Raw genomic sequence first — 25,081 nt, forward strand, 5'->3', positions numbered from 1 at the left:
GGGGGCAGGCCACCGCGTCGCGGCGCTGATCAACCGAAAACCGTTCCAGCTGATATAGAGTCCGGCGGTTACAGTGGCGAGGACGCCCGATCCGCCGACATATTCTGGCGGCCAATAGGACAAAAAAGGCGTCAGAATCGAGAGCGTGATTTCGATGCGCGGATCTTGGACCCAGCGCCGCAATCGCAACATCACCCAACCAACGCCAATGCCCCAAAGAATTTCGCCCACAACGATTAAAGCAAACGCGCCCACAGCTTGGCTGAATGAGAACGCGCCGACGCTGACGGCGGCTAACGCGAAACGATAAAGGATGAGGGCGGCGGCGTCATTTGCGAGGCCTTCGCCTTCAAGGATCACGAGAAGGCGCCTCGGCAGCTGCAGTCTGCGAGCAATGGAGAGCGGCGCGATTGCATCTGGAGGCGAAAGGATGGCGCCTAACAGGAACCCCACCGGCCACGACAGACCCAGCAGCAAGTGGGTGGCGGCTGCGACGGTGACGGTAGTGAATACGACGCATCCCAAAGCCAGCATAGAAATCGGGCGGAGATTGAATCGGAAGTCGCGCCAGCTCATCGCGACCGCGGAGGAATAAATGATAGGAGGCAAAACCAAAAGGAGGACCACCTCGGGAGCCAATTCAACCGCTGGCAAGCCTGGGATGAGGGCCAGAGCGACTCCAACGATCACCAATAGAATGGCCTGAGGAATTTTGAGACGGGCTGCAACGACCGCGACCGCTGCGACGACGCCAAGCAGCGAGACCAAGATTTGAATGGTAAGAGTCACGTGCGCCCCGCCGCCAATGCAATCCAAAATAGACGCTTGATTTATCAAACAGCATGCCGGATGAATACAATGATTGTGGGACAAGCGCTCGACGCCGCCCCTAGAGGCTCCTGTTGCTATCGGCTGCCGACGCGGTTAGGCGCCAATGCAGCCGCCAATTCCAACTATTATCAGGCGACCCGTTTGGGGAGCCGGCGCAAAAATTCGGTCCGACTATCATTGATCGCCGGGGGCTACCTTGGCCCTATGATATAGCGTTGTCTCGCGTTTTCGGCGGCTCATAGTTGCCTTTCGCATCGTCGGGACGCCGGCGCGCCGCCTCAGGAGCCGCGCGAAGTGAACTCCGCCGTGCACACCTCATGCGATGCGGCCTTGGCGAGTTCCTCCGGTCCTTCGCTTGCGGAGCCAGCGGTTCAGCATCCCAATTGGGTGTTGGCTACCACGATATTGGCGTCGAGCCTCGCCCACATTGACGGATCGGTCGTCAATGTGGGCCTTCCTACGATAGGCCGAAGTTTCCAAGGCAGCGCATCTGATCTGCAGTGGATTGTTAACGCCTACCTCCTTCCATTGAGCGCGTTGCTTCTGCTGGGAGGCGCGGTCGGCGACCGTTTTGGACGACGCCTCATGCTCATGGTCGGCATCGCCATATTTGCGCTAGCCTCATGTGGCTGCGTAATCGCCGGGACTTTGACATGGCTTCTAGTCGCGCGGGGGCTTCAAGGCGCCGGCGCCGCCCTCCTTATGCCGAACAGTCTGGCGATCCTTGGAGGCTCATTTTCGGGCGCAAAATTGGGAAAAGCGATTGGGATCTGGGCGGCGATGGCGGCGGTCGCCGGCGCGGCTGGCCCTGTCCTCGGAGGTTGGCTGATCGATACCGTCGGCTGGCGCGCCATCTTCCTCATCAACCTACCGCTTGCCCCCGCGGCCATAGGCCTCACGCTGGCTTTCGTGGAAGATCGCGCTGCAGTCGCCAAGCCGGCGGCGCTTGACCTCTCAGGAGCGCTCTTGGCTACTGCAGGGCTCGGCTTGATGACGTGGGGATTGACTGTTGGATCGGGCCCTAACGGCTGGTCGACGTCTGCGGTCGCCGCGCTAGGCGCAGGCGCCGCGCTTTTATCGGGGTTTATAGCTGTTGAGAAGCGGCGAGGGGACACAGCCATGATGCCGCTCAGCATGTTCGCTTCGCCGCGGTTCATCGGACTGACCGTTGTGACGCTATTGCTTTACGGCGGGCTGGGCGGTTTGCTTCTGCTCGTTCCTTACGTGCTGATAGAGGACGGCCGGTATTCGGGAACTGCGGCTGGCGCTGCGCTCCTTCCGCTTCCCTTGGTCTTGGCGGTTACTTCACCGTCGATGGGGAAACTGGCCGGTCAAATCGGCGCCGGAATTCCCCTGACGATCGGGCCGCTTGTCGTGGCGGCTGGTTTCCTTCTGTTGCTCCGCGTGGAAGGAACGTCAAACTACTGGACGACAATCTTGCCGGCGGTCCTTCTCGTGGCATTCGGCATGGCCGCCGCCGTCGCTCCGCTGACGACCGCCGTACTCACATCTGTGGAGGCGCGTCACATGGGCGCCGCATCAGGCTTGAACAGCGCAGTAGCGCGTATGGGAGGCCTGCTGGTGACAGCGCTTTTAGGCGTTGTTCTCGCCGCAGGCGGCGATGGCCTAGCGTCAGCATTCCATGGCGCCGCTGTCGCCGGGGCGGCCGTAGCTTTGGCTGCGTCTTTAAGCGCCTTCGTTTTTATCTGGCGCGGCGAAGAGAGCGGGCGAAGAGATGCCTGAGTTGCCAATCATCTCGCGTCGAAGCAGCGCTGCAGCCTCGCAGACGGCCGCGCGCGCCCGAAGCGCGCGCGAGCCAAGATCCTGCCAAGATCCTGCAATGCCGGCTTTATTTCCCAAAGCCCGGGAGCGACCTTGCGTCGCCCCCGCGCAGTGAATGGTCCATGCCACGCCCGGCCCGTCTCGGGTCACTTTGCGAGAACGGCGAAATCCGGCTCGGCTGGATTGCGGCAGACTTGATTGATAATCCGCAAGATTTCGGATCGCGTGTCGATCTCGCCGAACTCCTTGGCCATGGCCGATGCGCGCGACCGATAATTTGGCTTGTCCAACACGGTTCGCACTGCCGTGCGCAAAGCCTCTGACGTCGGCTCATTGGTCGCGAGATCAATGCCGACTCCAGACCATGAAACGCGGGCATTCACGGCGGCCTTATCTTCGCTGATCCCTGCGGTGACGAGCGGAACGCCAAAGCTCAGAGCCTGGTTGACGCTGCCGTAGCCGCCATTGGTGACAAATACATCGGCCTTGGCGAGCGCCCATTCGAACGGCAAATAGCTGGCCACCCGCGCGTTAGCGGGGATTGGGCCAGCTATGGCGTCGACCGGTCGGCCTCCCGCCGTGACCACCACGAGCACATCAGGCTCGTTGGCCAGCGCCGCAAGCGTCGGGGCGACCAACTGGCCGAAATTGAAGTTGGCCACCGTTCCTTGGGTGACGAGAACAACCTTGCGCGAGCCGTCCAACTCGTGCGCCCAGCTCGGCAGCGGAGCTTGGTTTGGTACGATCGAGGGGGCGCCCACAAAATGCACGGAAGGCGGCAGGTCGCGTCGGGGAAATTCGAAGCTCTGAACCGTCAGCTGCAGATAAGCATCCGGGAGATCTACGACGGCGTCAAAAAGAGCCATTGACAGCGACGGGGAGCCAACGCTCGACAAACGTCGATTGAGGTGACGAGTCGCGGGCTCAAAAGCGATCGCGTCGACTTCTTTTGAGATTGCGGCGTATTTTTCGCGCTCGGCGTCATTTTGCGCCGGAGCGAAACCGGTGAGGGCTGGCGCTCCGTCGTCGCGATGCCAAACCAAAACGGAACTGCCCAAAAAGATGATGGGCGGACGCTCTGACCGCGGTCCGAGCAGCATTGGGAAAGTGCCGAAAAGTAGATTGTCAGCGATGATGACGTCGGCTGGAAACTCCCGAAGGACTTGCCGCAGACCTTCATATTGCGCTGGCATTGGATCGACGAATACATGCTCAATGTCGAAGCGCACTTGCAGCGGTCCCGCTGGGATCGTCTTGCGTTCGGGAAAAGCCGCATCAACGTCTCGCAGATCGTGGTCTGCCCCCGCCGGAAATGGTCGGAATGGCATGCCAACGCCTTCAATGCGATCGCGCATAATGCTGCCGGACAAGCCGATGACTTCGTGGCCTTCAGCCATCAGGAAACGCGCAACCGCGAGCAGCGGATTGAGATGGCCTGTAGCGGGTGTTGAGGCGATGAGAACTTTCATGCGGTGCTGTCACTCTGATGTCGAACAAGCGTAGCCAGGACCGCGACCTCTGTTCCGAGGATGCTTCGCCCAGCGAGCAATTGCAGGAAGGCCGATCACTGTTACAATTAGACGTCGGCTCGCGGTAGTTCGGTTACGCTTGTAATCTGCCGACCGCCGACCGCGAGGCTGCTAGGCGTTCAGCCCAACGATGCCGCCGAATTCTTTGGCTGTCGATGATGCCCGTGAACGATAATGAGGCGGAACGGCCAAGATCGCCTCGCGGAGGACTGAGATCGAGCCAAGAATTTGCAGAAACCCTTATTTCTGATGCAGCGCCGCGTCCAAGATCCGGGGCCAGTCTCCAGAGGACATCTCCGTGGCGAGCCAGTCATTGACGAATTTCACCAGCGCCGCGTCTTTAGGCAGCAGATAGGCCTTCTCCACCTTCGTAAACGGCGCGGTCACATCGGCCGGACAAAGTTGCGGATGAATATAGACTTGATGGTCTACCTCGATGCCGTCCGTGACCATGACGTCGGCGCGGCCTTCGACGATCTCGTCGAATATCGCAGTATTATCTGTCTGCACTATCAGATGCGCATGGCTAAAGTGGGTCCGGGCGAAACTCTCGTTCGAGGCGCCTGGATTGAACACGACGCGCACGTCAGATTGATCGATCGCCTCGACGCTCGTAAAGCGCTCTTTGTCAGCGCAGCGGGCAATAGGACGCTTCCCGTCAATTGCGACGATGTTAGAGAAATCCCCTTGCGCCGCCCGCTCGGGCAGTACGGATACTCCCCCCATGGCCACATCGTATTTCCGCGCGGCGAAATCAGGCAGAAGAGCACTCCAAGTGGTCGGCACGAATTCAAGTTTAACATTTAACTCATGTGCGAGATGCTGAGCCATCACGATATCCGCGCCGACGTAGCTCCCGTCCGAGTTGCGAAAGCTGAAAGGCTTGTAGTCGCCAGTCGTACCCACCCGCAGCACCCCGCGCATGCGGATCGCATCGAGCGCCGAGTCGGCGGACGCCGGCGACGCGAACAGCAGCGCCACCAGCAATGATGAAGAGATTTGCAGCCGTTTCATCCTCTAACCTTTTCTAGTCGCCACGAGGCCTCGAGAGCCGAACTCTAGGGCCTGCCGCTGGCAACGCTTCATTGCCCACGCCGAGCGCGCGGTGAGACCGCACATGAACTAAGTTGACTAAATTTCTTGGGCGCTAGTCAAAGTCGATCGGCTTTGCCGTCGTGGTTTCGGGCTTTCCGCGACCGATTCATCCAGCGATGACAACCGTTCGACCTCTCGAGCAAACATATAACCGAAGCCGCGTTCAGTTAGGATAACCTGGGGCGCCCTTGGATCGACCTCTAATTTGCGCCGCAGTCGCAGAACCTGGACGTCGACGCTTCGATCGAAGACGTCTTCATGCATGCGCGTCGCCCTCATGAGATGCTCGCGTGAAAGCGGCCGCTGAGGGGCGTCGAGAAACGCAGCCAACAGGGAATACTCAGCCTTCGTCAAAGAGACCGGAACCTCATCAGGATCGGTCAGGCGACGGGCGCGCCGATCGAGCTGCCAGCCGCAGAATCGGAAGCGGCCCCGCTCCCGATCATTCCGTGGCGCCGCGCTTCCGATGCCTCCTCGCCGCAGCACGGCCCGGATGCGCGCTAAAAGTTCGCGAAGGCCGAATGGCTTTGTGAGATAGTCGTCGGCCCCAAGCTCCAATCCCACGGCCCGGTCGATGTCATCGCATCGATGGCCGGTCGCGATGATCACAGGAACGTCGGAGTGAGAGCGGATGTCCCGTAATAAATCGAGGCCGCCCCGCTGGCCGAAACTCAGATCGAGCAGCACCAGACTGCATTCGTCCGCCGCTAGGTAACGCGCCACGTCCGTTCGTCCGGAAGCCAAAACAGGGCGCAGGCCGTTTGCTTTAAGATAGGCGCTAACCATTTGCTCCGTCGCTAGGTCGTGGTCGACAACGAGGATGCGTCTTGGTTCGCTGATTTGTTCTTTCATGTATGTTTCCGGCCAGGATAGATATGTAGGCAGCCGAAGCTCTGCCGAAATCCCTGACCATGTTCGACCGGCAGAAGAAGCCGCTAATTCGCCGAAATCGTATGTCTCGACTTCGTGTCTGACCATTCGTTAGCTCCGCTAGTTCCATAGCCCCTGCTATCCGCGGGGATTGTCGCATCCTTGCTGAGCGCTTGCGCGACAGCGATGCAATTTGGTTTCGATGCTCAAGGTGATCGCAGCGACGAACGGAACGCGCCATAGCTACGTCCCTCGCTGACGGATTGCAGGCCGACCAGCGCAGCGCCGTTCGACGAGAACCGGGCGCTATGTTAGGCCTTCCAATACATGATACGAAATGCCGTGTGGCTCTCCTTTTGATAGCGCGCCGCTATTGGCCAAGGCGGAAGCGTTTGGGGATCCTGCGCATGATCGGCGTCTCAGCCAATCGACGCGAGATTCAAGATGAAGTCGACAACAACTCTGACGGAGGCGCTTGCCGAGATCTGTGCGACGGATATTCCACTCGCCGAGCGGCTTTCCCGCTATGCCGCAGCGATGCGCGAATCGGGATCGCCTTTCGCGAGTGAATATGATCGCTTGGTCGCTCGGCTTCGGGCGGGCGAAGCAGGAGCCGTTACGCCTGAGGCCGGCGATATCATGCCCCCCTTCCTCTTTCCCGATTCCACCGGGCGAATGACGAGCCTCTCCGCGCTTCTGGCGCACGGTCCAGTAATTCTCAGCTTCAACCGCGGCCATTGGTGCCCGTTTTGCAAAATCGAGCTCCGCGCCCTGGCCGAAGCCGGACCCCAATTCGCAAAATTCGGTGCCCAGGTCGTTTCGATTATGCCGGAGCGACAATCGTCAACAGCGTCTATCGCTGCGGAGTTGCTGAACAGACTCACTGTGCTCTCTGACATCGATAATGGTTACGCAATGTCGCTCGGGCTCGTCATGTCGGTTGGAGATGTGGTGCGGCAACTCATGGCGGAGCGTGGCTGGTCCCTCGACATATTTCAAGGAAACGACGCTTGGCTTTTGCCCTTGCCGGCCACCTTCGTGGTTGGGCGCGAAGGCCGCATTCTCGCCCGTTTTGTTGATCCGGACTTCCGTACGCGCATGGCGATCTCCGACATCCTGACGGCGTTGCAATTGTCAGCCATTTGAGCCGCAAGTCCGTTTGCAAACTCATGCGCAAAGCATCAGGCGATGTGCTCAGCCCAATCTTTGGCGCGCAGCAAATTCATCAACGCGATTGCAGGAGCCCCTTTCTCGCGCCCCGCCACTGCATAGAGGTGGATTGTGCGCGTGATGTAGAGGCCGTTCGCCTCAATCCTGCGCAACCCTTCCGGGCACGGCGTGCTCCTCGGCAAAATCCCAATTCCAAGATCGGCTTCAATGAGCTCAAGGAGATCGGCGTCGGAGACGACCGCATGCTCGCCCACCCATTGGATTTCTTGCTCGCGGGCGCAGTCGGAAAATGCCTTCGCGACTTCACAATATGGCCGCATGAGCACGCGCTCGCTCGAAAAGTCGGCGAGGTCGGCGCGCTTCGACATCGCCATCCTATGCCCCGCATTCACGACAACGTCGAATCCTTCGGCGAAGAGCGGCCAAGCGTCCAGCCTGTCCCATGTTTCGCCGAGCGGCCCGGCGATCGCGAACACCGCCTCGCCCCTCTTTAAATATTTGCTGAGCTCCGTCACTGTTCCACGCATGAAGCGCAATTCGACGCCGGGAAAGACGCGCATCAATTCGGACAAGGGCGAAACCAGCAGAGCCATGCTGACAGTGTGCGACAGCGCAAGCGTTAGCGACGCCATGGAACCGCTGTTGAGGGACGCGGCGAGATGCTTTGCGGCGACCGCGCTTTCGTAGCATTGCCGCAGAAGGGCCAGCATCTTCTGTCCGAACTCTGTCAGATGCGTTAGATCGCGCTCGCGACCGAAGAGGCTGCCGCCCAGCTCGGCTTCAAGCAGCCTAATAGCTCGACTGAGAGACGGTTGCGCGACATGGCACTCCTCCGCAGCAAGAGTGAAATTGAGCGTCCGCGCCGCCGCCAAAAAATATCGAACCTGATGCATTTCCATTGGATATCCTCAACCTGAAACGCGTTCACCGCGCTGTGATCGACTCAACAAAGGACTCTGCATTCGGAAGTCTCGGCATCACGCTTGATCTAGCAATCATGTCGCGCTGATCTTGCGGTGCGCTGTTAGCACTTCCTTTATATCTGTTTAACTGTTTGAGTTAACAAAATCTCTAGATCACAAAGAAGTGCAGCCGCACGGGCGTTTGATCCCCGGCATCGATGGCGCATTCTTGTCGCAAGATTCAAAGGATGCGTCATGGGATAAATTCTGCACGGCTGCGCCGCCACGACGGAGACGGTCCGCCGAGCGATACAAAATCGTCAAAGTAGCGGCCGCGCCGGTAGGCTGCTTTCGAAACAAGCGAACAGCCCCTGTGGCGCCGCGCCGGTCGTCCTGGAGTGGAGCGGGCGACAGGCAACGTCATGTACGCATAGTGTAGGAACACACCATCACAAAGATTATCGGGAGTTAGCTTTCGCCATCATCGCTGGAGGTAACCATGGCGGAAATTAATTCTGACCACAGAGGGGCATTTGACGCGGCGCTATATTTTGCGAGGGCGTCGATAACAGTCGTGGCGAGTTGCGTGCTGCTCGCTCTCTTCATTATAGATTTCAACGCAATCTCCGATGCATCACAGCAGCTTCTTCGGCGCGCTGGATCAGTGACGACGTTGAAGGTCTTCGGCGTGGAACTAACCCTCGACGAGCAGGCCGTATCGGTGGCTTTGTCTGAATATGCCGACCGACCGCATCGCCTGTCCGCCGAGGTTGCGAAGGTCATCTCAAAGCTCAAGCCCAGTGAATTTGTGCGGCTGATGGAGGTTGGCCAAATGAGCGGCCTCTGCGAATTCGAAAGGCCGTCGGCCAAGATGCGCGCCGATGTCGCGCTGGACTATGGATTACAGGAAAAAGGCCTAACTAAAGTCGCCGACAGCCTGACGACGTTGGCGGATGTCGTAGCCTATCTCGAGCACAGCGCATCCGAAGGATTAGAAACTCCCAACGGGCATCCTCTGTCCTGTTATGATTTGACGTTGACCGACCTTGGCCGCGACGTGAAAACAGCTCTGGTGCAGTCTTTTAAGAGCATCTTCGATCCAATGCATGGGCGCGGCGAGCCGCCTGCAGGAAATCACCCTTTGGAAGGCGATAAAGCGGCAGCGCTCTGAACGTCTGAACGGCGTGCGCCGTGCTGCCGCGCGCGCCAAATAACGTGCGAGTGTTTCTCCCGTAACGCAAACCGCTGATTTCGAAACCACGCCGTAGCTCATGTAGAATAGCTTGCTGCTTTGTCGGGATGAAGAGCGGAACATGGACACAGCTGCGGCCTTGATTGGATGGGCAGTCATCACATATTCGGCGCTTTGGGTTGTTGCGAGAATCGCGCGCCATTTTACCGCCGAGTGGAGCCGTCGGCGCGGAGGGTCATCCCACCTAAAGCGCGGGCAGGACAGTTCGCTCTGGGCTCCGCTAGATTGGTAAATCCGAAATCTTGCCGCATGAATTCTCGATCAGCGATGGGACTGTCATCTGATGATCTGGTCAGGAGGTCTCCTTGCCGCGCGGATCAAATGCATAGAGCGTTTGGAGGCCGGCCGCCGCCTTTAACGTCCTGCAAGAACGCGCAAACTACTTCGCTCCGGGACATCTTTGACTCGAACCACATTCCGGGCGTCATTTTGGATCTCGCATTGATACGCCGACCCGATCATCTTCGAAGCGCCATTACGGCTGTAGCGTAAAGTGCTTTGCGGTGAAACCAGAAGGTAGCAAAACCTACTCATGCTCTCTCCGTTATCGACGCTGATTTTTATGTCACGGATTAATCTGGGCCTTGCATGTCAAATATTGCCGGTAAAGCATATGCGATGAACGTCGTCACGCCCATGAAGAGGTGGGGGGCTTTTATTCAGCGCTTGATCTTCATGCTTGCGCGCGCCCTACCAAGCAGGCTCAATGGATTGATGGGACTGCATCTCATCCACTTTGCCCGCTGGGTCCTCATTCGGCGCGACCAATGGCCGGATCTCGGCCAGGGCAAACAAACTCTCAAGTACGACTACATGCTGTTCTGCAGCAATTTCAACGCACTTGGGATCAATATATCGACGCATTTTCTGACGCTATCCCAAGCGGCCTTGATCTCTTTTGGTATGCCAGCATCAAATATCCGCATTCGGTTCCGATCACGGCGTTCAAGAATTACATCACTCACAACCAGATCGATACGGACTATTACTATAATGCGACGCCTGGCGCGGCTCAGCGAGACATCAAGGCGGCATTGAGCGTTTTCGCCGCTATTCGCGAACTGGCGGCTCTTCATCCGGGCAGCAATGCAGAAGCCTTTGCGTCGGCCTATCGCGCATCGCTTCTGAAAGTTCAAAACTGCTTAGGCTCGCAAGGCATCGCGCCGGTCGCAAGCTTGGATGCGGAAAACGCAGAGCGTAATCGGGCCGAATTTTTGATGTCTCGAAAGAACTCTTCATCGAGGTCGCCATGTGCCGAATTATGATGCGGGCCACTATTTCCTGACGGCGCTAGCTCCGATCCGCATCGGCTCGATGATGGTCGACGGTCAAAGTCACTCGCACCACCAGCTGGTCAGGCGAGCGCTGGCGTTCATGCCCACTGGCGAGCGCACGATCGTATCTGCTGGAAAAGGAACCGACAATCCGTTCGCAAGAAACTCGCGAACGCATTTCGCGCGCTTCGCCTTGCTCGACGACGTCGTCTTCAACGGCCGCGTTTCCGGCGATTCGCTGCTGAATCTTGCGACGAATCCCCTCAAACCCCGGCGCGTCGACCATTTATCGACTCCTTTTTTAATCTTCACCGCAGACTTCGACGCCAACGGCGGCGGGGACGACGAATTGAAGACCTATTTGACCGAGCTCTGGGCCACGATGTCCGAAGAGTTGAATGACATCTTCCGGCATTGTGTGGGATTCGGTGAGATTGCAGCGGCGGACGGGTTTTTCGATTACATCAAGAAATGCCAAATCGAGACGACGATGCCGTTCAACGACTACTGGTCCGTCCCATTGAATTTGCCTGATCTCAATCTGATTCCGTACGTGACTGCGGCCCTCGGTCTGTTCGCGCTTTCTATCGCCGCCGCGTTGGTAACGAATATGCCGCAGCTCTGGATTGGCGCCATTTTAGGGCCTGTTCTGGTCGTGGTCCTGCTATATTGGAAAATCGCGCGAACCGCCCGGAGTCCGTTCCCGAAATCCCCCGCGTCCGCGCCTGCATCAAATCTGCCAACTATCCTGAAAGCGCTCTATCTGCAGCGAGCCACAAACCCAACGAATTGGCCGCGCCGACGCAGAAGCCGGGCGTGATCGGCGTAAAATCATGAGGGGCTTGGCTGTGACGCGGGAACTCGACCTTGCCGACATTCAGGGCAATATTATCCGCCCTTACGGCCGCATTGGTTTCCCTGTGGCGAGGCACCTCTTCTTCAATATCGGCAACGCGGCCGCCGGGCGGCGATTCATCGAACGCATAAGGCGTGCGGTCACCACAGCGGAACGTTGGGCCGCGGCCGCTGCTGGAAATCCCGGCGCGCCGCAGCGTCCGCTGGTGGCCGTAAACATTGGCATCTCGTTCCTGGGCCTTCTTGCTTTGGAGCTTCCCACCCGCACCCTTAGCCAATTGCCGCCCGAATTCATCGACGGCATGGCCAAGCGAAGCAGCATTCTGGGCGATGTTGAAGAGAATTCTCCGGCGAAATGGGATCCGATCTGGGTGGCCGCGCGCGAAGCTCGAAGCTGTGAGGTGCATTTCTGCGTCTCGCTTAGCTCTCAGGTCGCGCCGGATGGCGCGCCAGTTGACGCGCTGGATGAGCGGACGCTGGATGAGCGGACGGAGTGGCTGCGAACGGCCGCGGTGGAATCCGGGGGCGTCACGCTTTTAAAAGGGCATCGGGGAACCGAAGCCGCTTACCAGGACTCCGCCGCCTTGATGCAGGAACTAGCGCCCGGCCGGATGGCGCCGACCGCGAAGGAGCATTTCGGCTTCGTCAATGGCATCGGCGATCCGGTCTTTGTCGGGCAATACAAGACTGGCGTCGAAGCAGCGGAAGTCACGGGCAACGGTAAGCTTTTGCCTGACAACAAGGGCTGGGCTCCACTGGCCCCCGGCGAATTTATCCTTGGATATCCGAATGAGGCGCAGGAATTGCCGCCAACGGCGATGCCGATGGAGTTCAAGCGGAACGGCACATTCATGGTCTACCGCAAACTGCACCAGAACATAGCTAGCTTCGGAGGTTACGTGAGGCAGCAGGCCGCTGTGTTTGATCAGCGGGTCGCGACAGCGACGGAATCCGAGGCGGAAGAAACTATCCGCGCCAAAATGATGGGGCGGTGGTCGAATGGCATTCCTCTCGTGGTTGCTGCCACCTTTCAAGAAAGTCAGAACCTTGAAATGAAATGGGCGGACATCCCTGCGATCCAACTCAAGGGGGCCAATCGCACCGCATCCGAGATGGCTCGGCTCGCGGAGTACGAACACCTTCTCATTGACTTTCGATACAGCGAGGATATCGAGGGCGCCAAATGCCCAGTCTCGGCGCATATACGTCGCTCCAATCCTCGAGACTCACTCGATCCTCTGCTCGGCTCCTATCCTGCCGGGAAGTCCGCGACTTCCGCTTTAAGCAATCGCCGGCGCATTTTGCGGCGCGGTCTGCCTTATGGCGCCTCCGGCGTCGCGGATGACGCGAGTGAACACGGCTTCATCTTCATGGCGATCTGCGCGAGTCTCTTCAATCAATTCGAATTCATCCAGCAGCAATGGATTCAATATGGCGATAGCTTCAACGTCGGCAACGATACCGACCCCATTGTGGGAATGCGCCGCTCGGGCGCAAAGTTCGTGATTCCGTCAGATCCCGCGGGGACCGTCCCCCCATTCATCTGCGCCAACCTGCCGCAATTCGTTGAGACGCGGAGGCGAATATTTCTTCCTTCCCAGTCTGACGGCATTGCGCCAGATCGCAATGGGGACTGTCGACCCAACCTAATTGAAGCGCCCCGATCGCCCCTCGATCTTGTTGAGCGCCGAATCGCGGCCAAGAGGAATCATACATGTCGCTGGTCAATAGCGCGCTCTCGGCGGTCTCCACGCAGATCTCGATACTTAGCGCCGGCTTTGTTGCGATCATCCGGCTGGCGGCAGCAGCGATCGCGAACTTGTTTGGCTCCGGGGGGACCATCCAATCACGCCTGACTACAGCGTTGACCTCACCTGCCGGCCAATGTTTGGTCTTCAGCGTTCTACGCGCTCTCGCGCCGAATGTTCTAATCCAGCGAAAGCTCACGTCCGTCTCATTAAACAATGCTCTGAGTCGGTTCAGCGCTTTTTGTGCGTTCGTCTTATTGAGCTGCAAAGGAAGCTTGAGGCTGGCGGTGGCCTGCCCCCATGGGGTGATCCAGTTTGAATGTTAGTGCATTGTCGGCCCTGGCGCTATTGCTGGCGTGGCGGGCGAAGCTGGTCCGGATTGCGAAGCCGGCCATTGCAGGGTCTCCGGGGCTGGCGGCTTGTAGCCCAGCGATGAGTGCGGGCGCACGGTGTTGTAGTGGCGTCGCCATCGCTCAATGACGACCTTCGCCTCCTTGAGAGTGTAGAAGATTTCACCATTCAAAAGCTCGTCGCGCAGCTTCGAGTTGAAGCTCTCGCAATAGCCGTTCTCCCAGGGACTGCCCGGCATGATGTAGGCGGTCTTCGCGCCGACGGCGGCAATCCAGTCACGCAACGCCTTGGCGATGAACTCCGGGCCGTTGTCGGAACGAATGTGGATCGGAACCCCTCGCAAGATGAAGAGGTCCGAGAGAACGTCGATGACGTCCGCTGCCTTCAGCTGCCGGTTAATCCTGATCGCGATGCATTCGCGGGTAAATTCGTCGATGATATTCAGCATGCGATATTTCCTGCCATCATGAGTGCGGTCCTCGACGAAGTCATAGGACCAGACGTGGTTGGGGCATTGCGGGCGCAGCCGGACGCACGAGCCGTCATTGAGCCAGAGACGCCCGCGCTTGGGTTGTCTGGCCGGAACTTTCAGCCCCTCGCGTCGCCAGATCCGCTCGACCCGTTTGACGTTGACCTTCCAGCCTCGCTCCCACAACATCGCCGTGATGCGGCGGTAGCCATAGCGGCCGTACTGGATGGCGAGCGCCGTGATGTCGGCGATCAATGCCGCTTCGTCATCGGGCTTGGTCGGAACCTTGCGCTGCGTGGAGCGATGCTGACCGAGAACCCGGCAAGCGAACCGCTCGGAAACGCCATGTTCGGCGATCACATGCTCCACGCAGGCGCGACGACGCGCGGAGCTCAGAAGTTTCCCGAGGCAGCCTCTTTCAGGATCAGCTTCTCAAGCGTCAAATCGGACACCGCTCGACGGAGCCGCGTATTCTCCGCCTCCAGCTCCTTCAGCCGCTTCACCTGATCGCCCTTCAGGCCGCCGTATTCCGACCGCCATCGATAGTATGTAACTTCCGTCACCCCTATCGAGCGGATCGCCTCCGCGACCGGTCGCCCTTGCGCGCTAAGCACTTCGACTTGCCGTAGCTTCGCGACGATCTCTTCCGCCTTGTGTCTTTTCCTCGGCATTGCGCAGTCCTCCATCAGGCTCATAAGCCCATACTTCACGGAGGATCACTTTTCAGGGGGCAGACCACGACCTTGGCGGCGTGATACGTGACTACTGGAGCATGCACAACGGAAATTTCATACAGTGGGAGCATCGAACCGCCCGCGAATTTGGCGCGGTCATGAAGATTGCCGGCAACCAAGTTGTCTTCCAATACCAGACATCTCAGCAGTCATCCTCTGGCGAAGCCATGCCGAACGTGCCAACCGGCTAAAAGTTCCGGCTGAAAGATTTCGTCGTCGCGAAATAGCAGCAGCCCAAGCGAAGGCTCGCGCACTTGAGTCTGAGCGTCATATCGAGCCAAAGGACCTTCCTTCGGCGGTCGCAAGGAAGCAGGACAACTCATAAGGTCCTCAGTTGCCGATAGATGGCTTGTATTCTGACGCCAGCGATGTTCTCGGCGATCACAAAGTGCCTTTAAAATTTGAGGCCGAGCCGCCTGACGAAAAAGCGGAACGTAAGTGGCTGCAATCACAAATCTGGCCGTTGGCTTCTCGGCAGTTCACGGCGGTATTGACGTGCAGCCGGGTACGAGTATCGTCGAACGATGTCCGAAGATAACGCTAACCCCAGCGATCCCGCCCCTGCTGCCAAATCTGCGACTGAGCACGGCGAGGCGCAAACACGCCTGTTAAATGCTATTGACGCGAAGATCGGTGAAGTGCGAACCGACGCCATCGATCTAAGCTTCGGGGAAATCGTCAATCTCAAGCGCGATAATGAGATCCGGATCGACCCCGAGTATCAGCGGCTTTTCAGGTGGTCTGACGAACAACGGTCGCGACTGGTCGAATCGGTTCTCCTCCGACTACCAATCCCGCCGATTTTCTTCATCGAGAACGAGGACGGCCGTTACGAGCTTATCGACGGGCTCCAGCGTGTAAGCTCAATGGCTCAATTCATCGATGCTAGCGTCATAGATAAAGAGCCGTTGCAACTCGTGGGCTGCGATATTGTGCCCGAACTTAACGGCCTGACTTTCGATCAGCTTCCGCTCACTCTGCGCCTGCAACTGAAACGGTCAGCGGTTCGCGCGCTCATCATCAAACGTCAAAGTCGTGATTTTCTGCGGTACGAGATGTTCAAGCGGTTGAATACCGGTGGGTCTGAACTGAGCGAACAGGAACTCCGGAACTGCTCCGCCCGTATTTTTGGCCCGGCCGGCATCGCGTTCTACGAATTTCTGATCCGGCTTTCGGAAAAGCCGGAGTTCCAGCGCTTGACGGAAACACTCGCAGATTCTGACCAAGAGAAGCGAGGTCGTGAAGAGCTAGTCCTTCGGTTCTTCGCTGCAAATGATGGAGCCGAGTTCTATCACGGCAACGTTGCAGACTGGCTCAATGGCTACATGGATGGAGTCCTTCTAGGGGCCAAAAAATTTGATTACGACAAGCAGGAAGAGATCTTCAATCGCGTCTTCACAGCGATCGAAAGGGTCTCGGGGGAAGGCGCTTTCTGCAAGTTCAAGAATGACAAGGCCATAGGAGGTTTAGCGCCTGCATACTACGAAGCGATGGTCTGCTCCTTTGCGCACACGTTAGACCACATCGAAGCAGGAGATTCGCAACGAATCAATGCTGTCATTATAGAGGCGAGACAGTCCACCGGTTTCAAGCAGAACGTGGGTACTGGTGCGAATAAGCGGTCAAAGCTGTTTGGTCGCATCCAGGTACTAGGGCCCAGACCCATAAAATGGTTGGCGTGACAGGCGGATTGTGATTCACAGCTTCCGAAAGGAAGCGACTATGAATCGGGATCAATTCTGGCTGACGGACGCGCAGTTCGCGAAGATCGCGCCGCATCTTCCCACGGACACGCGCGGCAAGGCGGGCGTCGATGATCGCCGGGTGGTCAGCGGGATCATTCATGTGCTGAAATCTGGCGGACGCTGGATTGACGCGCCGCTGGAGTACGGGCCAAAGAAGACTCTCTACAATCGCTACGTTCGCTGGGCTGCTAAGGGCGTTTGGATCGATCTGTTCCACGCGCTTGCGCAAGCAGGCGGGCCGCCGGCGCAGGTCCTCATCGACTCCTCGGCGGTCAAGGCGCATCGCTCGGCCAGTGGCGGCAAAGGGGGGAGAAGAATCAGGCCATCGGCCGTTCGCGCGGCGGGCGCGGAGCTTATCGCGCGACTTCCTCCTTGCGAAATCCTCCATGGCGACAAGGGCTACGACGCAAATGCGATCCGTCGGCAGGTCGAGGAGCGCGGAGCTAATATCCCGCCCAAGGCCAATCGCAGGTGGAAGAACTGCTTCTCGCCCTTCCTCTATCGAAACCGCAACGCCATCGAACGCATGTTCTGCCGCCTGAAAGACTTCAGGCGCGTGGCTACCCGCTACGACCGAAACGCCATAAACTTCCTCGCCACAGTCTGCATCGCCGCTACCGTTTGCTACTGGTTGCGAGTCTGGACCCTAGGCAGTAGTGACGAATTACCTGAGCATGATAGCAATAGCGGCGAGCAATACGAAGCCTCGGTAGTTTGCGAGGAGCTTGTCGTATCGGGTTGCGACGCGCCGGAACTGCTTCAGTTTATTGAAGAAACGCTCGACGAGATTGCGCTCCTTGTAGAGCGCCTTGTCGTAGGGGAGCGGCGCGCGGCGATTGGATTTTGATGGGATCACCGGCTCAGCCTCACGCATAAGAACAGCCTTGCGCAAGTGATTGGCGTCATAACCTTTATCGGCGATGATCGCATCGGCCGCAAAGCCTTCGATCAGGGCGTGCGCTTTTGTGATGTCGTTGCGCTGCCCAGGTCCGAGAAGGGGTAAGCGCTTAGCCGAGGCCGTTCAGGCGGCGTATTTCCAGGGCATGAGGGCATCGATTTCGGCATTGGGCCAGCCGTTTGCGACGCGCTCGAGTGTCTGGGTGAGCCAGGCCTGAGGATCGATGTCGTTCATTTTTGCAGTTTGCAGCAATGTGGCTATGGATGCCCAAGTACGGCCTCCACCATCGCTGCCGGCGAAGAGTGAGTTTTTTCGTGTGATTGTTTGCGGCCGGATTGCACGCTCTACGATGTTGGAGTCGATCTCGATGCGGCCATCATTCAGGAAGCGTTCGAGCGTCGCCCGGCGTGAGATGGCGTAACGTATCGCCTCGGCGAGCTTAGACTTGCCGGAGATACGTGGGAGCGCATCTTGCCAAAGCCTGAACAGATCAGCGACGATCGCCACCGCAGTTTCTTGCCGGGCCGCAGCGCGCACTTCTGGCTCTTTGCCCCGGACGTTTTCCTCGACCTCCCATAGATGGGTCATGCGTTCAATCGTAGCCGTGGCAAGCTCGGAGCTGCCATTGACGTGCAGTTCGTAAAATCGTCTCCGGACATGGCTCCAACATCCCGCGAGCGTGACGGCGTCATTGCCGCGGTCTGGCCTCGCGAGGCGATTGTAGGCCGTATATCCGTCGACCTGCAGAATGCCCCTATAACCACCGAGATGACGGGCGACACAATCGCCAGACCGGCTATCTTCGAAGCGATAGGCAACCATCGGCGGGCCGCTGCCGCCAAAGGGGCGATCGTCTCTCGCATAGGCCCAGAGATAGGCTGTCTTTGTGCTGCCGGAACCGGGCGCCAAGGTCGGCAAGGTCGTTTCGTCGGCGAAGATTCTTTCCGCCTGTTTGATCCGGGTGAGGACGTGTTCAGAGAGGATCTCAAGTTCAAACCCGAGCCGGCCCATCCATTGGGCCATCAGGGCGCGATTGAGTTCCACCTTGTCGCGCGTGTAGATGGCCTCTTGCCGGTAAAGCGGCAGGCCATCGGCATATTTGGAAACGGCAATAAGCGCCAGGAGAGCTTCCGTCGGAACGCCGCCCTCGATGATATGGGCCGGCGCTGGAGCCTGGATGACACCATCCTCATTCTTGAATGCGTATTTAGGCCGGCGCGTGACGATGACGCGGAACTTGGCCGGCGTGACATCGAGCCGCTCGGAGACATCTTCGCCGATCAGGATCTTCTGTTTGCCTTCATTCTCGGGAAGAGTGTCCGGTTCGATGACGATTTCGAGCCGCTCGAGATGGGCGGCAAAACCTTTGCGGGGACGTGCGGCTCGTTTGGCCTTATCGGGACTGGGCCGCTTGTCGAGTTCGGCCTGGATGGCTCCGATCCCCGTTTCAATCTCGTCGAAGACGAAGGCACTCTGTTCGTCATCAAGAGCTTTCGAGCCAAGCTTCTCGGAGCGGCGCCCGAACCTTGCCCGTTCCAATGCCTTGAGGATGGAGGTCAGTCGCGCGATGCGTTCGTCGGCGCTCGCATTCAAGGCTTTGAGATCGGCAACTTCGGCTTCAAGAGCTTCCGCGCGAGCCGCTTTTTCAGTCATGGCCAACACCATGGCCTTGAGCGCATCAACGTCGTCGGGGAGCTTGGAGCCAGGCACTACCATGGGGCTCATAAGAGCACATTTTGCCCGCGATTGCCGCCCTATTGAAACGCCCGATTCACTCTGTCGCAGGCGTTTTATCCAGCAAACTCCGGCCGTTTCACTGCCACCGCGTGAACGCGTTTCCAGTCCATCCCATCGACCAGCGCCATTAACTGAGCCTGGTTGAGTTGAATCCGGCTATGCCCGATCTTCGGCCAGCAAAACTGCGCTTTCTCAAGACGTTTCGCATAAAGACAAACGCCGGATCCATCCCAAAATACAATTTTGATTCTGTCGGCCCTTTTTGCACGGAAGACGTAAAGCGCGCCATCGAATGGATCGCTGCCGCTGTCACGGACCAGGGACAGCAAACCGTCTACGCCCTTGCGAAAATCGATCGGGTGACTTGCCAGAAACACTTTGACGCCCGATGGGATCATGCCGAACGAACCGCGCGGATCACGCGCCGCAAATGTGTTTCGTCGGCCGTCGCATCCGCGCGGATGACAACGCCGCCGACAACAATTTCGATAACGCAAGGCGTGGGCTGCGTGACTTCAAGAGATGCATCCGCCGGTGGCGCTGGCAGGCTGGCCGATCCCTTACGTAAGGCCATGCGCCGCCAATCAAAAAGCTGCGCGGGACTGATGCCGATGCCTCGGGCGATCGCCGAGACATTCGCTCCAGGCACCAGAGATGCAGCTACGGCCTGTTCTTTGATCTCGTCCGACCATCGCCGCCGCAGCTGCGACGGTGCTCCCTCAAGACGATCAGGAAGCACCTCGATCATATGGAAGCTTCTATCCCTAGGCTCAGGACCTATTAAATTTGCCTGAGATGTGATTCCTGGTCTCCGCATGGGGAGGCTGGGATGAGTGATTTGTTTTTGTTGGGCGAGCGGCAGATGGCGCGGCTTGCGCCGCATTTTCCTCTGTCGCATGGCGTTCCGCGGGTTGACGACCGTCGGGTGGTCAGCGGAATCGTCTATGTGATCCGCAACGGCCTGCAATGGAAAGATGCGCCCAAGGATTACGGGCCGCACAAGACGCTTTACAATCGCTTCATCCGCTGGAGCCGGCTCGGCGTCTTCGACCGCATATTCGCCGCGCTCGCTGGCGAAGGTCCAAAGCCCGAGCGCATCATGATCGACGCCACGCATCTGAAGGCGCATCGCACAGCGGCGAGCCTGCTCAAAAAGGGGCTCTTCCCCGCCGTATCGGGCGCACGAAAGGCGGACTGAACTCGAAGCTCCACGTCGTTTGCGACGGCGCCGGCAAGCCCCTCGTCATGTTGCTCTCGGAGGGCCAGATGAGCGACCACAAGGGCGCGCGGCTGATGCTCAAGGCTTTACCGCCCGCTTCAATGTTGATCGCCGACAGGGGCTACGACAGCAACTGGTTCCGCGCCGCGCTGAAGGCCAGGGGCGTCGAGCCCTGCATCCCGCCAACCAGAAGCCGCAAGCTTCCCATTGCCTATGACAAGACGCTCTACCGCCAGCGTCACAAAATCGAGAACATGTTCGCCAAGCTCAAGGACTGGCGGCGCATCGCAACCCGCTATGATCGATGCGCCCACACCTTCTTCTCCGCCATCTGCATCGCAGCCGCCGTCCTCTTCTATCTCAATCAATGAGTCCTGAGCCTAGACCTATGCGCAGACATAGAAGTTCAAACCGGCATTTATTGCAGCTCCCGCATAAATACCTGCTCGTCAGACGCTCCGCCATATGGGTCCAGCTTGGCGCTTACCGAGAAGGAGCCGAACGGGGTTGCCGAGTGCGTCTGTCGCGGCGTGGATTTTGGTGCTCAAACCACCGCGAGAGCGGCCCAGGCCTTGGGCATCCGCCCCCCTTTGGCGATCCTTGCGCCGGCCGCGTGCTGATGGGCGCGCACGATTGTTGAGTCGATCATCAGCCATTCGAGATCGGCCTCGGCGGTGAATGCCTCAAGAAATCCGTCCAAGGCGCCGCGCTCGATCCAGCGATAGTAGCGGCGTTTCACCGCCTGATGGTCGCCGAAGCGTTCGGGCAGATCGCGCCAGCGGCCGCCCGAGCGGGCCATCCATAACAGCGCGTCGACGAAGCGTCGATTGTCGCAGCGCGGCCCGCGCTGGCCGGCTCTTCCGCCTGGCACAAGATCACAAAGCCGCTCCCATTGATCGTCTCGCAGCGCATCGACATCCCGAATCATCAAGGCTGATCTCCAAAAATCAGCCTTGAATCATGGAAAGATCCTCGCGAGAATCCCCCAAACGCCGAATTCGTCACAACGGCCTAGATACGTGGAGCGGATCTACAAGAACTATCGAAACAGCTGACGGAGGCCCGCGAATGTCGTGCGAGCGGTCGCGTCAGCGCGATTGGGCGGCGGAGGGGGAATTCAGCAAAAACCGCTAAGGCACCGTAACGGCCGGCCGGAAATTAGCGAAATCCCAGTTCCGTCCCGGCGCCGCCTCGATGAGCTGGCGCGTATAGGTTTGCTGTGGATTGGTTAAAACCTCGCCGGCCGGTCCCTGCTCGATGATGCGCCCGCGCTGCATCACGATCACATCGTCGCAGATTTGCGCGGCCACGCGGAGGTCATGGGTGACGAAAAGGAGCGCGACGCCGAGCCGGCTCTGGATATCGTCCAGAAGCTTCAGCACCTGGGCCTGGACTGAGACGTCGAGGGCCGACACGGCTTCGTCGGCGACGAGGATGTCGGGATCCATCGCGAGCGCCCGAGCGATGGCGATGCGCTGGCGCTGGCCGCCCGAGAATTGATGCGGGTAGCGCGTCGCCGCATCGCCCGACAGATCGACCAATTCGAGAAGCTCGCGGGCGCGGGCTAGCGCCTCGGCCCGAGGCGCGCCAAAATTCACGGGCCCCTCGGCGATCGTCTCGCCGACGGTAACGCGCGGATTGAGCGAGCGATAGGGGTCCTGGAAGATCATCTGGATGCGCTTCCGGTGGGGCTGCAGCATACGCCGCGATAGGAACGAAATCTCGCTGCCAACGACGCGGATGCTGCCCGAGGTCGGATCGATAAGCCGCATGATGCAGCGTGCGACTGTCGATTTGCCGGAGCCGCTCTCGCCGACAACGCCGAGGGTGCGGCCCTTGCGCAAGGTCAGCGTTATCTTTTCAGCGGCGACGACTTCGCGCCCGGCCCTCAGCATGGAGCGCTCGCGATACACTTTCTCAAGATCGATGGTCTCGAGCACGATCGGCGTGCGAGCTGCCGGCCGGGCTGCGCGGGGCGCGAGGCTCGGCACCGCCGCCAGCAGCTTGCGGGTGTAGTCGCGTTCTGGCTCGGCTAGGATTTGCGAGAGCGCCCCCGTCTCCACCAGCTTGCCGCGCCGCATCACCGCCACCCGATCAGCGATCTCGGCGACCACGCCCATGTCATGGGTGATGAAGAGGACCGCGGCCCCTTGTTTTTCCTGGAGCTCGCGGATGAGCGCGAGGATCTGCTTCTGAGTTGTGACGTCGAGCGCGGTCGTCGGCTCGTCAGCGATGAGAAGCTTCGGCTTCAGGATCAGCGCCATGGCGATCATGATGCGCTGCCTCTGTCCGCCGGAGAGCCGGTGCGGATAGGAGGCGAATATCCGCTCAACATCCGGCAGATACACCTGCTCCATCATATCGAGGATGCGCCGACGCCTTGCCCTCGCGTCGAGTTGGCTATGCGCGCGCAGCACCTCATCGATCTGCCGCCCGACGGTGAGGACGGGATTGAGCGCGGACATGGGCTCCTGGAAGATCATCGCCATGGTCGTGGCGCGCAGCTGACGCAAGCGCCGTTGCGTAGCGCCAAGCAGGTCTTCGCCGGCGAGCCTGATGCGGCCGGCGGCGGGGACCAGAGTCCGCTTGGGCAAAAGCCCCATGATTGTCAGCGAGGCGACGGACTTGCCCGAGCCGCTCTCGCCGACGAGGCAAAGCGTTTCGCCTTGACGCACCTGGAGCGAGAGATCCTCGATGATGCGTAGGCTATCGCGTCGACTGCCAAGGCTGACGCTGAGATCGGAGATGTCGAGAATTAGAGGGCCGTCAGAACTATTTATGGCCGACCTCATGTCCCGCTCTCGCGCTGCTTCATCCGCGGATCGAGCGCGTCGCGCGCGGCGTCGCCGAGCACGTTGATGGAGAGGATGGTCGCCGATAGCACTAGACCGGGCCAGAAGATCAGCGAGGGCTTAAGCTGGAAGAACGAGCGGCCTTCGGCCATGATGTTGCCCCAACTCGGCGTTTCCGGCGAGATGCCGGCGCCGACGAAGGACAGGATCGCCTCGGTGAGGATCGCCGAGGCGCAGATGAAGGCGCCCTGCACTATCAGCGGCGCGATCGCGTTCGGCATCAGGTGACGCCATAGGATTTTGTGCAAGCTGGTCCCGACCGAAATCGCGGCCTCCACATAAGGCTCGACGCGCGCCGTCAGCACGATCGAGCGCACCAGGCGCGCAACTCGCGGCACCTCCGGAATGGTGATCGCCACCAGAACCGTTTTGACGCTCGCGCCGGAGATGGAGACCACGGCGATCGCGAGCAAAATGCTGGGGATCGCCATCAACCCGTCCATGATCCTCATCAAAACAGCGTCGACCCATTTGAAAAAGCCGGAGACGAGTCCGATGGCGAGTCCGATGCTGATGCTGACGACCGCCGAGCTGACGCCCAAAAGCAATGAGATGCGACCGCCGTAGAGAATGCGCGACAGGAGATCGCGTCCAAAGGCGTCGGCCCCGAGAGGAAAATCGGCGCTGGGTGGGCTAAGCCGCAGCGACGGCATAAGCTGCAGCGGGTCATGCGGCGCAAGCCAGGGCGCGAAAATAGCGGATGCTGCGACCAGCGCGAAGAAGAGCGCGGCGAGCGCGACGACCGGCGCCGAAACGACGATGTTGAGCGCCGACAACAGGCGCGGGCGCGTGGACGCGGGCGCCTTGGAAAAAGCTTGCGCGCGCATCAGTAGCGGATCCTCGGATCGAGGAAGGCGTAGCCGACGTCGATGGCGAGGTTTATCATCACGTAGAGGCCGCTGGTCAGGAGGATCATCGCCTGGATGACTGGATAGTCCCGCGCGAGGACCGCATCGACGGTGAGACGGCCTATGCCGGGCAAGTTGAACACGCTCTCAGTCACGACGACGCCTGAGATCAGGAGAGCGAAGCCGGCGCCTATCACAGTGATCACCGGCACGGCGGCGTTGCGTAGACCGTGACGCAACAGCACGGACGCCTCGCCTATGCCCTTGGCGCGGGCGGTGCGAACATAATCCTCGCCGAGAACCTCGAGCATAGCGGCGCGCGTCATGCGCGCGATGAGCGCGACATAGATGAAGGAGAGCGTCAAGGTCGGCAGGAGGGCATGTTCGAAGAAAGGCCAAAACCCTCGCGAAAGGCTGCGGAAGCCTTGCACCGGAAGCCACTTAAGATCGATGGCGAAAATCTGCACCAGCACATAGCCGATCACGAAGACGGGAACCGAGAAGCCGAACACCGAGAGCGCCATGACGGCGCGATCGATCCAGCTATTATGCTTCCAGGCTGCGACGACGCCGAGCGGAACAGCAACCAGGACGGCAAGCACGATGGTTGACAGCGCGATCGTCAGCGAGGGCTCGATGCGTTGCCCGATCAGCTGCATGACCGGGATCTGCGAAATCAGCGAGACCCCGAAGTCGCCGTGCAGCAGTCGCCAGATCCAGGTGAAAAATTGCGTATGAAGCGGCTCGTTGAGGCCAAGCGCGCTGCGGATCCGCTCGAGTTGCTCGGGAGTAGCGGAATTGCCCGCGATGATGGCGGCCGGATCGCCCGGAGTCAGGCGCAGCAGGAAGAACACGAAGAGCGCGACGACGCCCATGACGGGGATCGCAGCGAGGATGCGGCGCACAAGATACCCGAACAT

The 25,081-nt window shown here is 59.3% G+C and carries 20 protein-coding genes and 5 pseudogenes; 11 read left to right on the top strand and 14 right to left on the bottom strand.

The genetic code is table 11. The features are described 5' to 3' along the window. Window positions 1-12: 12 nt before the first annotated feature. Window positions 13-789 (bottom strand): annotated as a pseudogene (locus WDN46_01045) (cation:proton antiporter). A 336-nt stretch (window positions 790-1,125) separates the two neighbouring features. Here WDN46_01045 and WDN46_01050 point away from each other — a divergent pair. Further along, window positions 1,126-2,574: an MFS transporter gene (locus WDN46_01050; GenBank protein MEJ0092060.1), complete on the top strand. Its 1,449-nt coding sequence runs from the start codon at window positions 1,126-1,128 to the stop codon at window positions 2,572-2,574. Between the two features lie 185 nt (window positions 2,575-2,759). On the opposite strand, the gene WDN46_01055 is transcribed toward WDN46_01050, so the two are convergent. From WDN46_01055 to WDN46_01065, 3 genes are all read right to left on the bottom strand, one after another. After that, on the bottom strand, window positions 2,760-4,082 hold the full coding sequence (locus WDN46_01055; GenBank protein ID MEJ0092061.1) for a nucleotide disphospho-sugar-binding domain-containing protein: 1,323 nt from the start codon (window positions 4,080-4,082) through the stop codon (window positions 2,760-2,762). Window positions 4,083-4,382: 300 nt separating this feature from the next. After that, window positions 4,383-5,156: a transporter substrate-binding domain-containing protein gene (locus WDN46_01060; GenBank protein MEJ0092062.1), complete on the bottom strand. Its 774-nt coding sequence runs from the start codon at window positions 5,154-5,156 to the stop codon at window positions 4,383-4,385. 117 nt (window positions 5,157-5,273) lie between these two features. Then, a complete protein-coding gene (locus WDN46_01065; GenBank protein MEJ0092063.1) occupies window positions 5,274-6,089 on the bottom strand; it encodes a winged helix-turn-helix domain-containing protein in 816 nt (271 codons plus the stop codon). A 462-nt stretch (window positions 6,090-6,551) separates the two neighbouring features. On the opposite strand from WDN46_01065, the gene WDN46_01070 reads away from it, so the two are divergent. Further along, the gene (locus WDN46_01070; GenBank protein MEJ0092064.1) at window positions 6,552-7,253 is read left to right on the top strand and encodes a peroxiredoxin-like family protein; all 702 of its coding nucleotides are present in this window, start codon (window positions 6,552-6,554) and stop codon (window positions 7,251-7,253) included. A gap of 35 nt (window positions 7,254-7,288) precedes the next feature. On the opposite strand, the gene WDN46_01075 is transcribed toward WDN46_01070, so the two are convergent. After that, window positions 7,289-8,176, bottom strand: a complete 888-nt coding sequence (locus tag WDN46_01075; protein MEJ0092065.1) for a LysR family transcriptional regulator — start codon at window positions 8,174-8,176, stop codon at window positions 7,289-7,291. 502 nt (window positions 8,177-8,678) lie between these two features. Here WDN46_01075 and WDN46_01080 point away from each other — a divergent pair. From WDN46_01080 to WDN46_01100, 5 genes are all read left to right on the top strand, one after another. Further along, window positions 8,679-9,350 carry a hypothetical protein gene (locus WDN46_01080; GenBank protein ID MEJ0092066.1) on the top strand — a complete coding sequence of 224 codons (672 nt, stop codon included), beginning with the start codon at window positions 8,679-8,681 and terminating at the stop codon, window positions 9,348-9,350. Between the two features lie 669 nt (window positions 9,351-10,019). Further along, entirely contained in the window at window positions 10,020-10,469 is a 450-nt protein-coding gene (locus WDN46_01085; GenBank protein MEJ0092067.1) for a hypothetical protein, read from the top strand. Further along, window positions 10,466-10,696: a hypothetical protein gene (locus WDN46_01090; protein ID MEJ0092068.1), complete on the top strand. Its 231-nt coding sequence runs from the start codon at window positions 10,466-10,468 to the stop codon at window positions 10,694-10,696. Before WDN46_01085 ends, WDN46_01090 begins: the two co-directional genes overlap by 4 nt. Continuing rightward, complete coding sequence (locus WDN46_01095; protein MEJ0092069.1) at window positions 10,683-11,525, top strand: hypothetical protein; 843 nt, start codon at window positions 10,683-10,685, stop codon at window positions 11,523-11,525. Before WDN46_01090 ends, WDN46_01095 begins: the two co-directional genes overlap by 14 nt. A 28-nt stretch (window positions 11,526-11,553) precedes the next feature. Further along, window positions 11,554-13,416 (top strand): hypothetical protein, encoded by a 1,863-nt coding sequence (locus tag WDN46_01100; GenBank protein ID MEJ0092070.1) that lies wholly within the window; start codon window positions 11,554-11,556, stop codon window positions 13,414-13,416. A gap of 214 nt (window positions 13,417-13,630) precedes the next feature. On the opposite strand, the gene WDN46_01105 is transcribed toward WDN46_01100, so the two are convergent. After that, a protein-coding gene (locus WDN46_01105; GenBank protein MEJ0092071.1) for an IS3 family transposase occupies window positions 13,631-14,799 on the bottom strand; the annotation gives its coding sequence in 2 pieces (ribosomal slippage) (window positions 13,631-14,535 and window positions 14,535-14,799; 1,170 coding nt in all). A gap of 587 nt (window positions 14,800-15,386) precedes the next feature. On the opposite strand from WDN46_01105, the gene WDN46_01110 reads away from it, so the two are divergent. Both WDN46_01110 and WDN46_01115 read left to right on the top strand, forming a co-directional pair. Then, a complete protein-coding gene (locus WDN46_01110) occupies window positions 15,387-16,544 on the top strand; it encodes a DUF262 domain-containing protein (GenBank protein MEJ0092072.1) in 1,158 nt (385 codons plus the stop codon). Between the two features lie 40 nt (window positions 16,545-16,584). Continuing rightward, window positions 16,585-17,241: pseudogene (locus tag WDN46_01115) on the top strand (transposase). 30 nt (window positions 17,242-17,271) lie between these two features. Here WDN46_01115 and WDN46_01120 read toward each other — a convergent pair. The 4 genes and pseudogenes from WDN46_01120 to WDN46_01135 all read right to left on the bottom strand — a co-directional run bounded on the left by WDN46_01120 (window position 17,272) and on the right by WDN46_01135 (window position 19,990). Then, a pseudogene (locus WDN46_01120) lies at window positions 17,272-17,610 on the bottom strand (IS5 family transposase). 18 nt (window positions 17,611-17,628) lie between these two features. Continuing rightward, window positions 17,629-19,221, bottom strand: a complete 1,593-nt coding sequence (locus WDN46_01125; protein ID MEJ0092073.1) for an IS66 family transposase — start codon at window positions 19,219-19,221, stop codon at window positions 17,629-17,631. Window positions 19,222-19,295: 74 nt separating this feature from the next. Continuing rightward, window positions 19,296-19,640, bottom strand: a complete 345-nt coding sequence (gene tnpB / locus WDN46_01130; protein MEJ0092074.1) for an IS66 family insertion sequence element accessory protein TnpB — start codon at window positions 19,638-19,640, stop codon at window positions 19,296-19,298. After that, window positions 19,637-19,990: a transposase gene (locus WDN46_01135; protein ID MEJ0092075.1), complete on the bottom strand. Its 354-nt coding sequence runs from the start codon at window positions 19,988-19,990 to the stop codon at window positions 19,637-19,639. Before WDN46_01135 ends, tnpB begins: the two co-directional genes overlap by 4 nt. Before the next feature lie 114 nt (window positions 19,991-20,104). Here WDN46_01135 and WDN46_01140 point away from each other — a divergent pair. Continuing rightward, window positions 20,105-20,242 (top strand): annotated as a pseudogene (locus WDN46_01140) (transposase). Beyond that, entirely contained in the window at window positions 20,209-20,832 is a 624-nt protein-coding gene (locus WDN46_01145; protein MEJ0092076.1) for an IS5 family transposase, read from the top strand. The pseudogene WDN46_01140 and the gene WDN46_01145 overlap by 34 nt, the downstream one beginning before the upstream one ends. A gap of 114 nt (window positions 20,833-20,946) precedes the next feature. Here the strand turns inward: WDN46_01145 and WDN46_01150 are convergent. From WDN46_01150 to WDN46_01165, 4 genes and pseudogenes are all read right to left on the bottom strand, one after another. Beyond that, window positions 20,947-21,389: pseudogene (locus tag WDN46_01150) on the bottom strand (IS5 family transposase). 202 nt (window positions 21,390-21,591) lie between these two features. Then, the gene (locus WDN46_01155) at window positions 21,592-23,253 is read right to left on the bottom strand and encodes an ABC transporter ATP-binding protein (GenBank protein MEJ0092077.1); all 1,662 of its coding nucleotides are present in this window, start codon (window positions 23,251-23,253) and stop codon (window positions 21,592-21,594) included. Then, window positions 23,250-24,140 carry an ABC transporter permease gene (locus tag WDN46_01160; protein ID MEJ0092078.1) on the bottom strand — a complete coding sequence of 297 codons (891 nt, stop codon included), beginning with the start codon at window positions 24,138-24,140 and terminating at the stop codon, window positions 23,250-23,252. Before WDN46_01160 ends, WDN46_01155 begins: the two co-directional genes overlap by 4 nt. Continuing rightward, window positions 24,140-25,081: an ABC transporter permease gene (locus tag WDN46_01165; GenBank protein ID MEJ0092079.1), complete on the bottom strand. Its 942-nt coding sequence runs from the start codon at window positions 25,079-25,081 to the stop codon at window positions 24,140-24,142. Before WDN46_01165 ends, WDN46_01160 begins: the two co-directional genes overlap by 1 nt.

It is taken from the genome of Methylocella sp. (assembly GCA_037200525.1).
Taxonomy (GTDB): Bacteria; Pseudomonadota; Alphaproteobacteria; order Rhizobiales; family Beijerinckiaceae; genus Methylocapsa.

Excerpts from the sequence above, each read along its gene's own strand:
- WDN46_01165 (MEJ0092079.1), bottom strand. The coding sequence starts at position 25,081 with ATGTTCGGGTATCTTGTGCGCCGCATCCTCGCTGCGATCCCCGTCATG.
- WDN46_01070 (MEJ0092064.1), top strand. The coding sequence starts at position 6,552 with ATGAAGTCGACAACAACTCTGACGGAGGCGCTTGCCGAGATCTGTGCG.
- WDN46_01065 (MEJ0092063.1), bottom strand. The coding sequence starts at position 6,089 with ATGAAAGAACAAATCAGCGAACCAAGACGCATCCTCGTTGTCGACCAC.
- WDN46_01055 (MEJ0092061.1), bottom strand. The coding sequence starts at position 4,082 with ATGAAAGTTCTCATCGCCTCAACACCCGCTACAGGCCATCTCAATCCG.
- WDN46_01060 (MEJ0092062.1), bottom strand. The coding sequence starts at position 5,156 with ATGAAACGGCTGCAAATCTCTTCATCATTGCTGGTGGCGCTGCTGTTC.
- WDN46_01160 (MEJ0092078.1), bottom strand. The coding sequence starts at position 24,140 with ATGCGCGCGCAAGCTTTTTCCAAGGCGCCCGCGTCCACGCGCCCGCGC.
- WDN46_01155 (MEJ0092077.1), bottom strand. The coding sequence starts at position 23,253 with ATGAGGTCGGCCATAAATAGTTCTGACGGCCCTCTAATTCTCGACATC.
- WDN46_01135 (MEJ0092075.1), bottom strand. The coding sequence starts at position 19,990 with ATGATCGAGGTGCTTCCTGATCGTCTTGAGGGAGCACCGTCGCAGCTG.
- WDN46_01125 (MEJ0092073.1), bottom strand. The coding sequence starts at position 19,221 with ATGGTAGTGCCTGGCTCCAAGCTCCCCGACGACGTTGATGCGCTCAAG.
- WDN46_01080 (MEJ0092066.1), top strand. The coding sequence starts at position 8,679 with ATGGCGGAAATTAATTCTGACCACAGAGGGGCATTTGACGCGGCGCTA.
- WDN46_01110 (MEJ0092072.1), top strand. The coding sequence starts at position 15,387 with ATGTCCGAAGATAACGCTAACCCCAGCGATCCCGCCCCTGCTGCCAAA.
- tnpB (MEJ0092074.1), bottom strand. The coding sequence starts at position 19,640 with ATGATCCCATCGGGCGTCAAAGTGTTTCTGGCAAGTCACCCGATCGAT.
- WDN46_01075 (MEJ0092065.1), bottom strand. The coding sequence starts at position 8,176 with ATGGAAATGCATCAGGTTCGATATTTTTTGGCGGCGGCGCGGACGCTC.
- WDN46_01145 (MEJ0092076.1), top strand. The coding sequence starts at position 20,209 with ATGGAAAGATGCGCCCAAGGATTACGGGCCGCACAAGACGCTTTACAA.
- WDN46_01085 (MEJ0092067.1), top strand. The coding sequence starts at position 10,020 with ATGTCAAATATTGCCGGTAAAGCATATGCGATGAACGTCGTCACGCCC.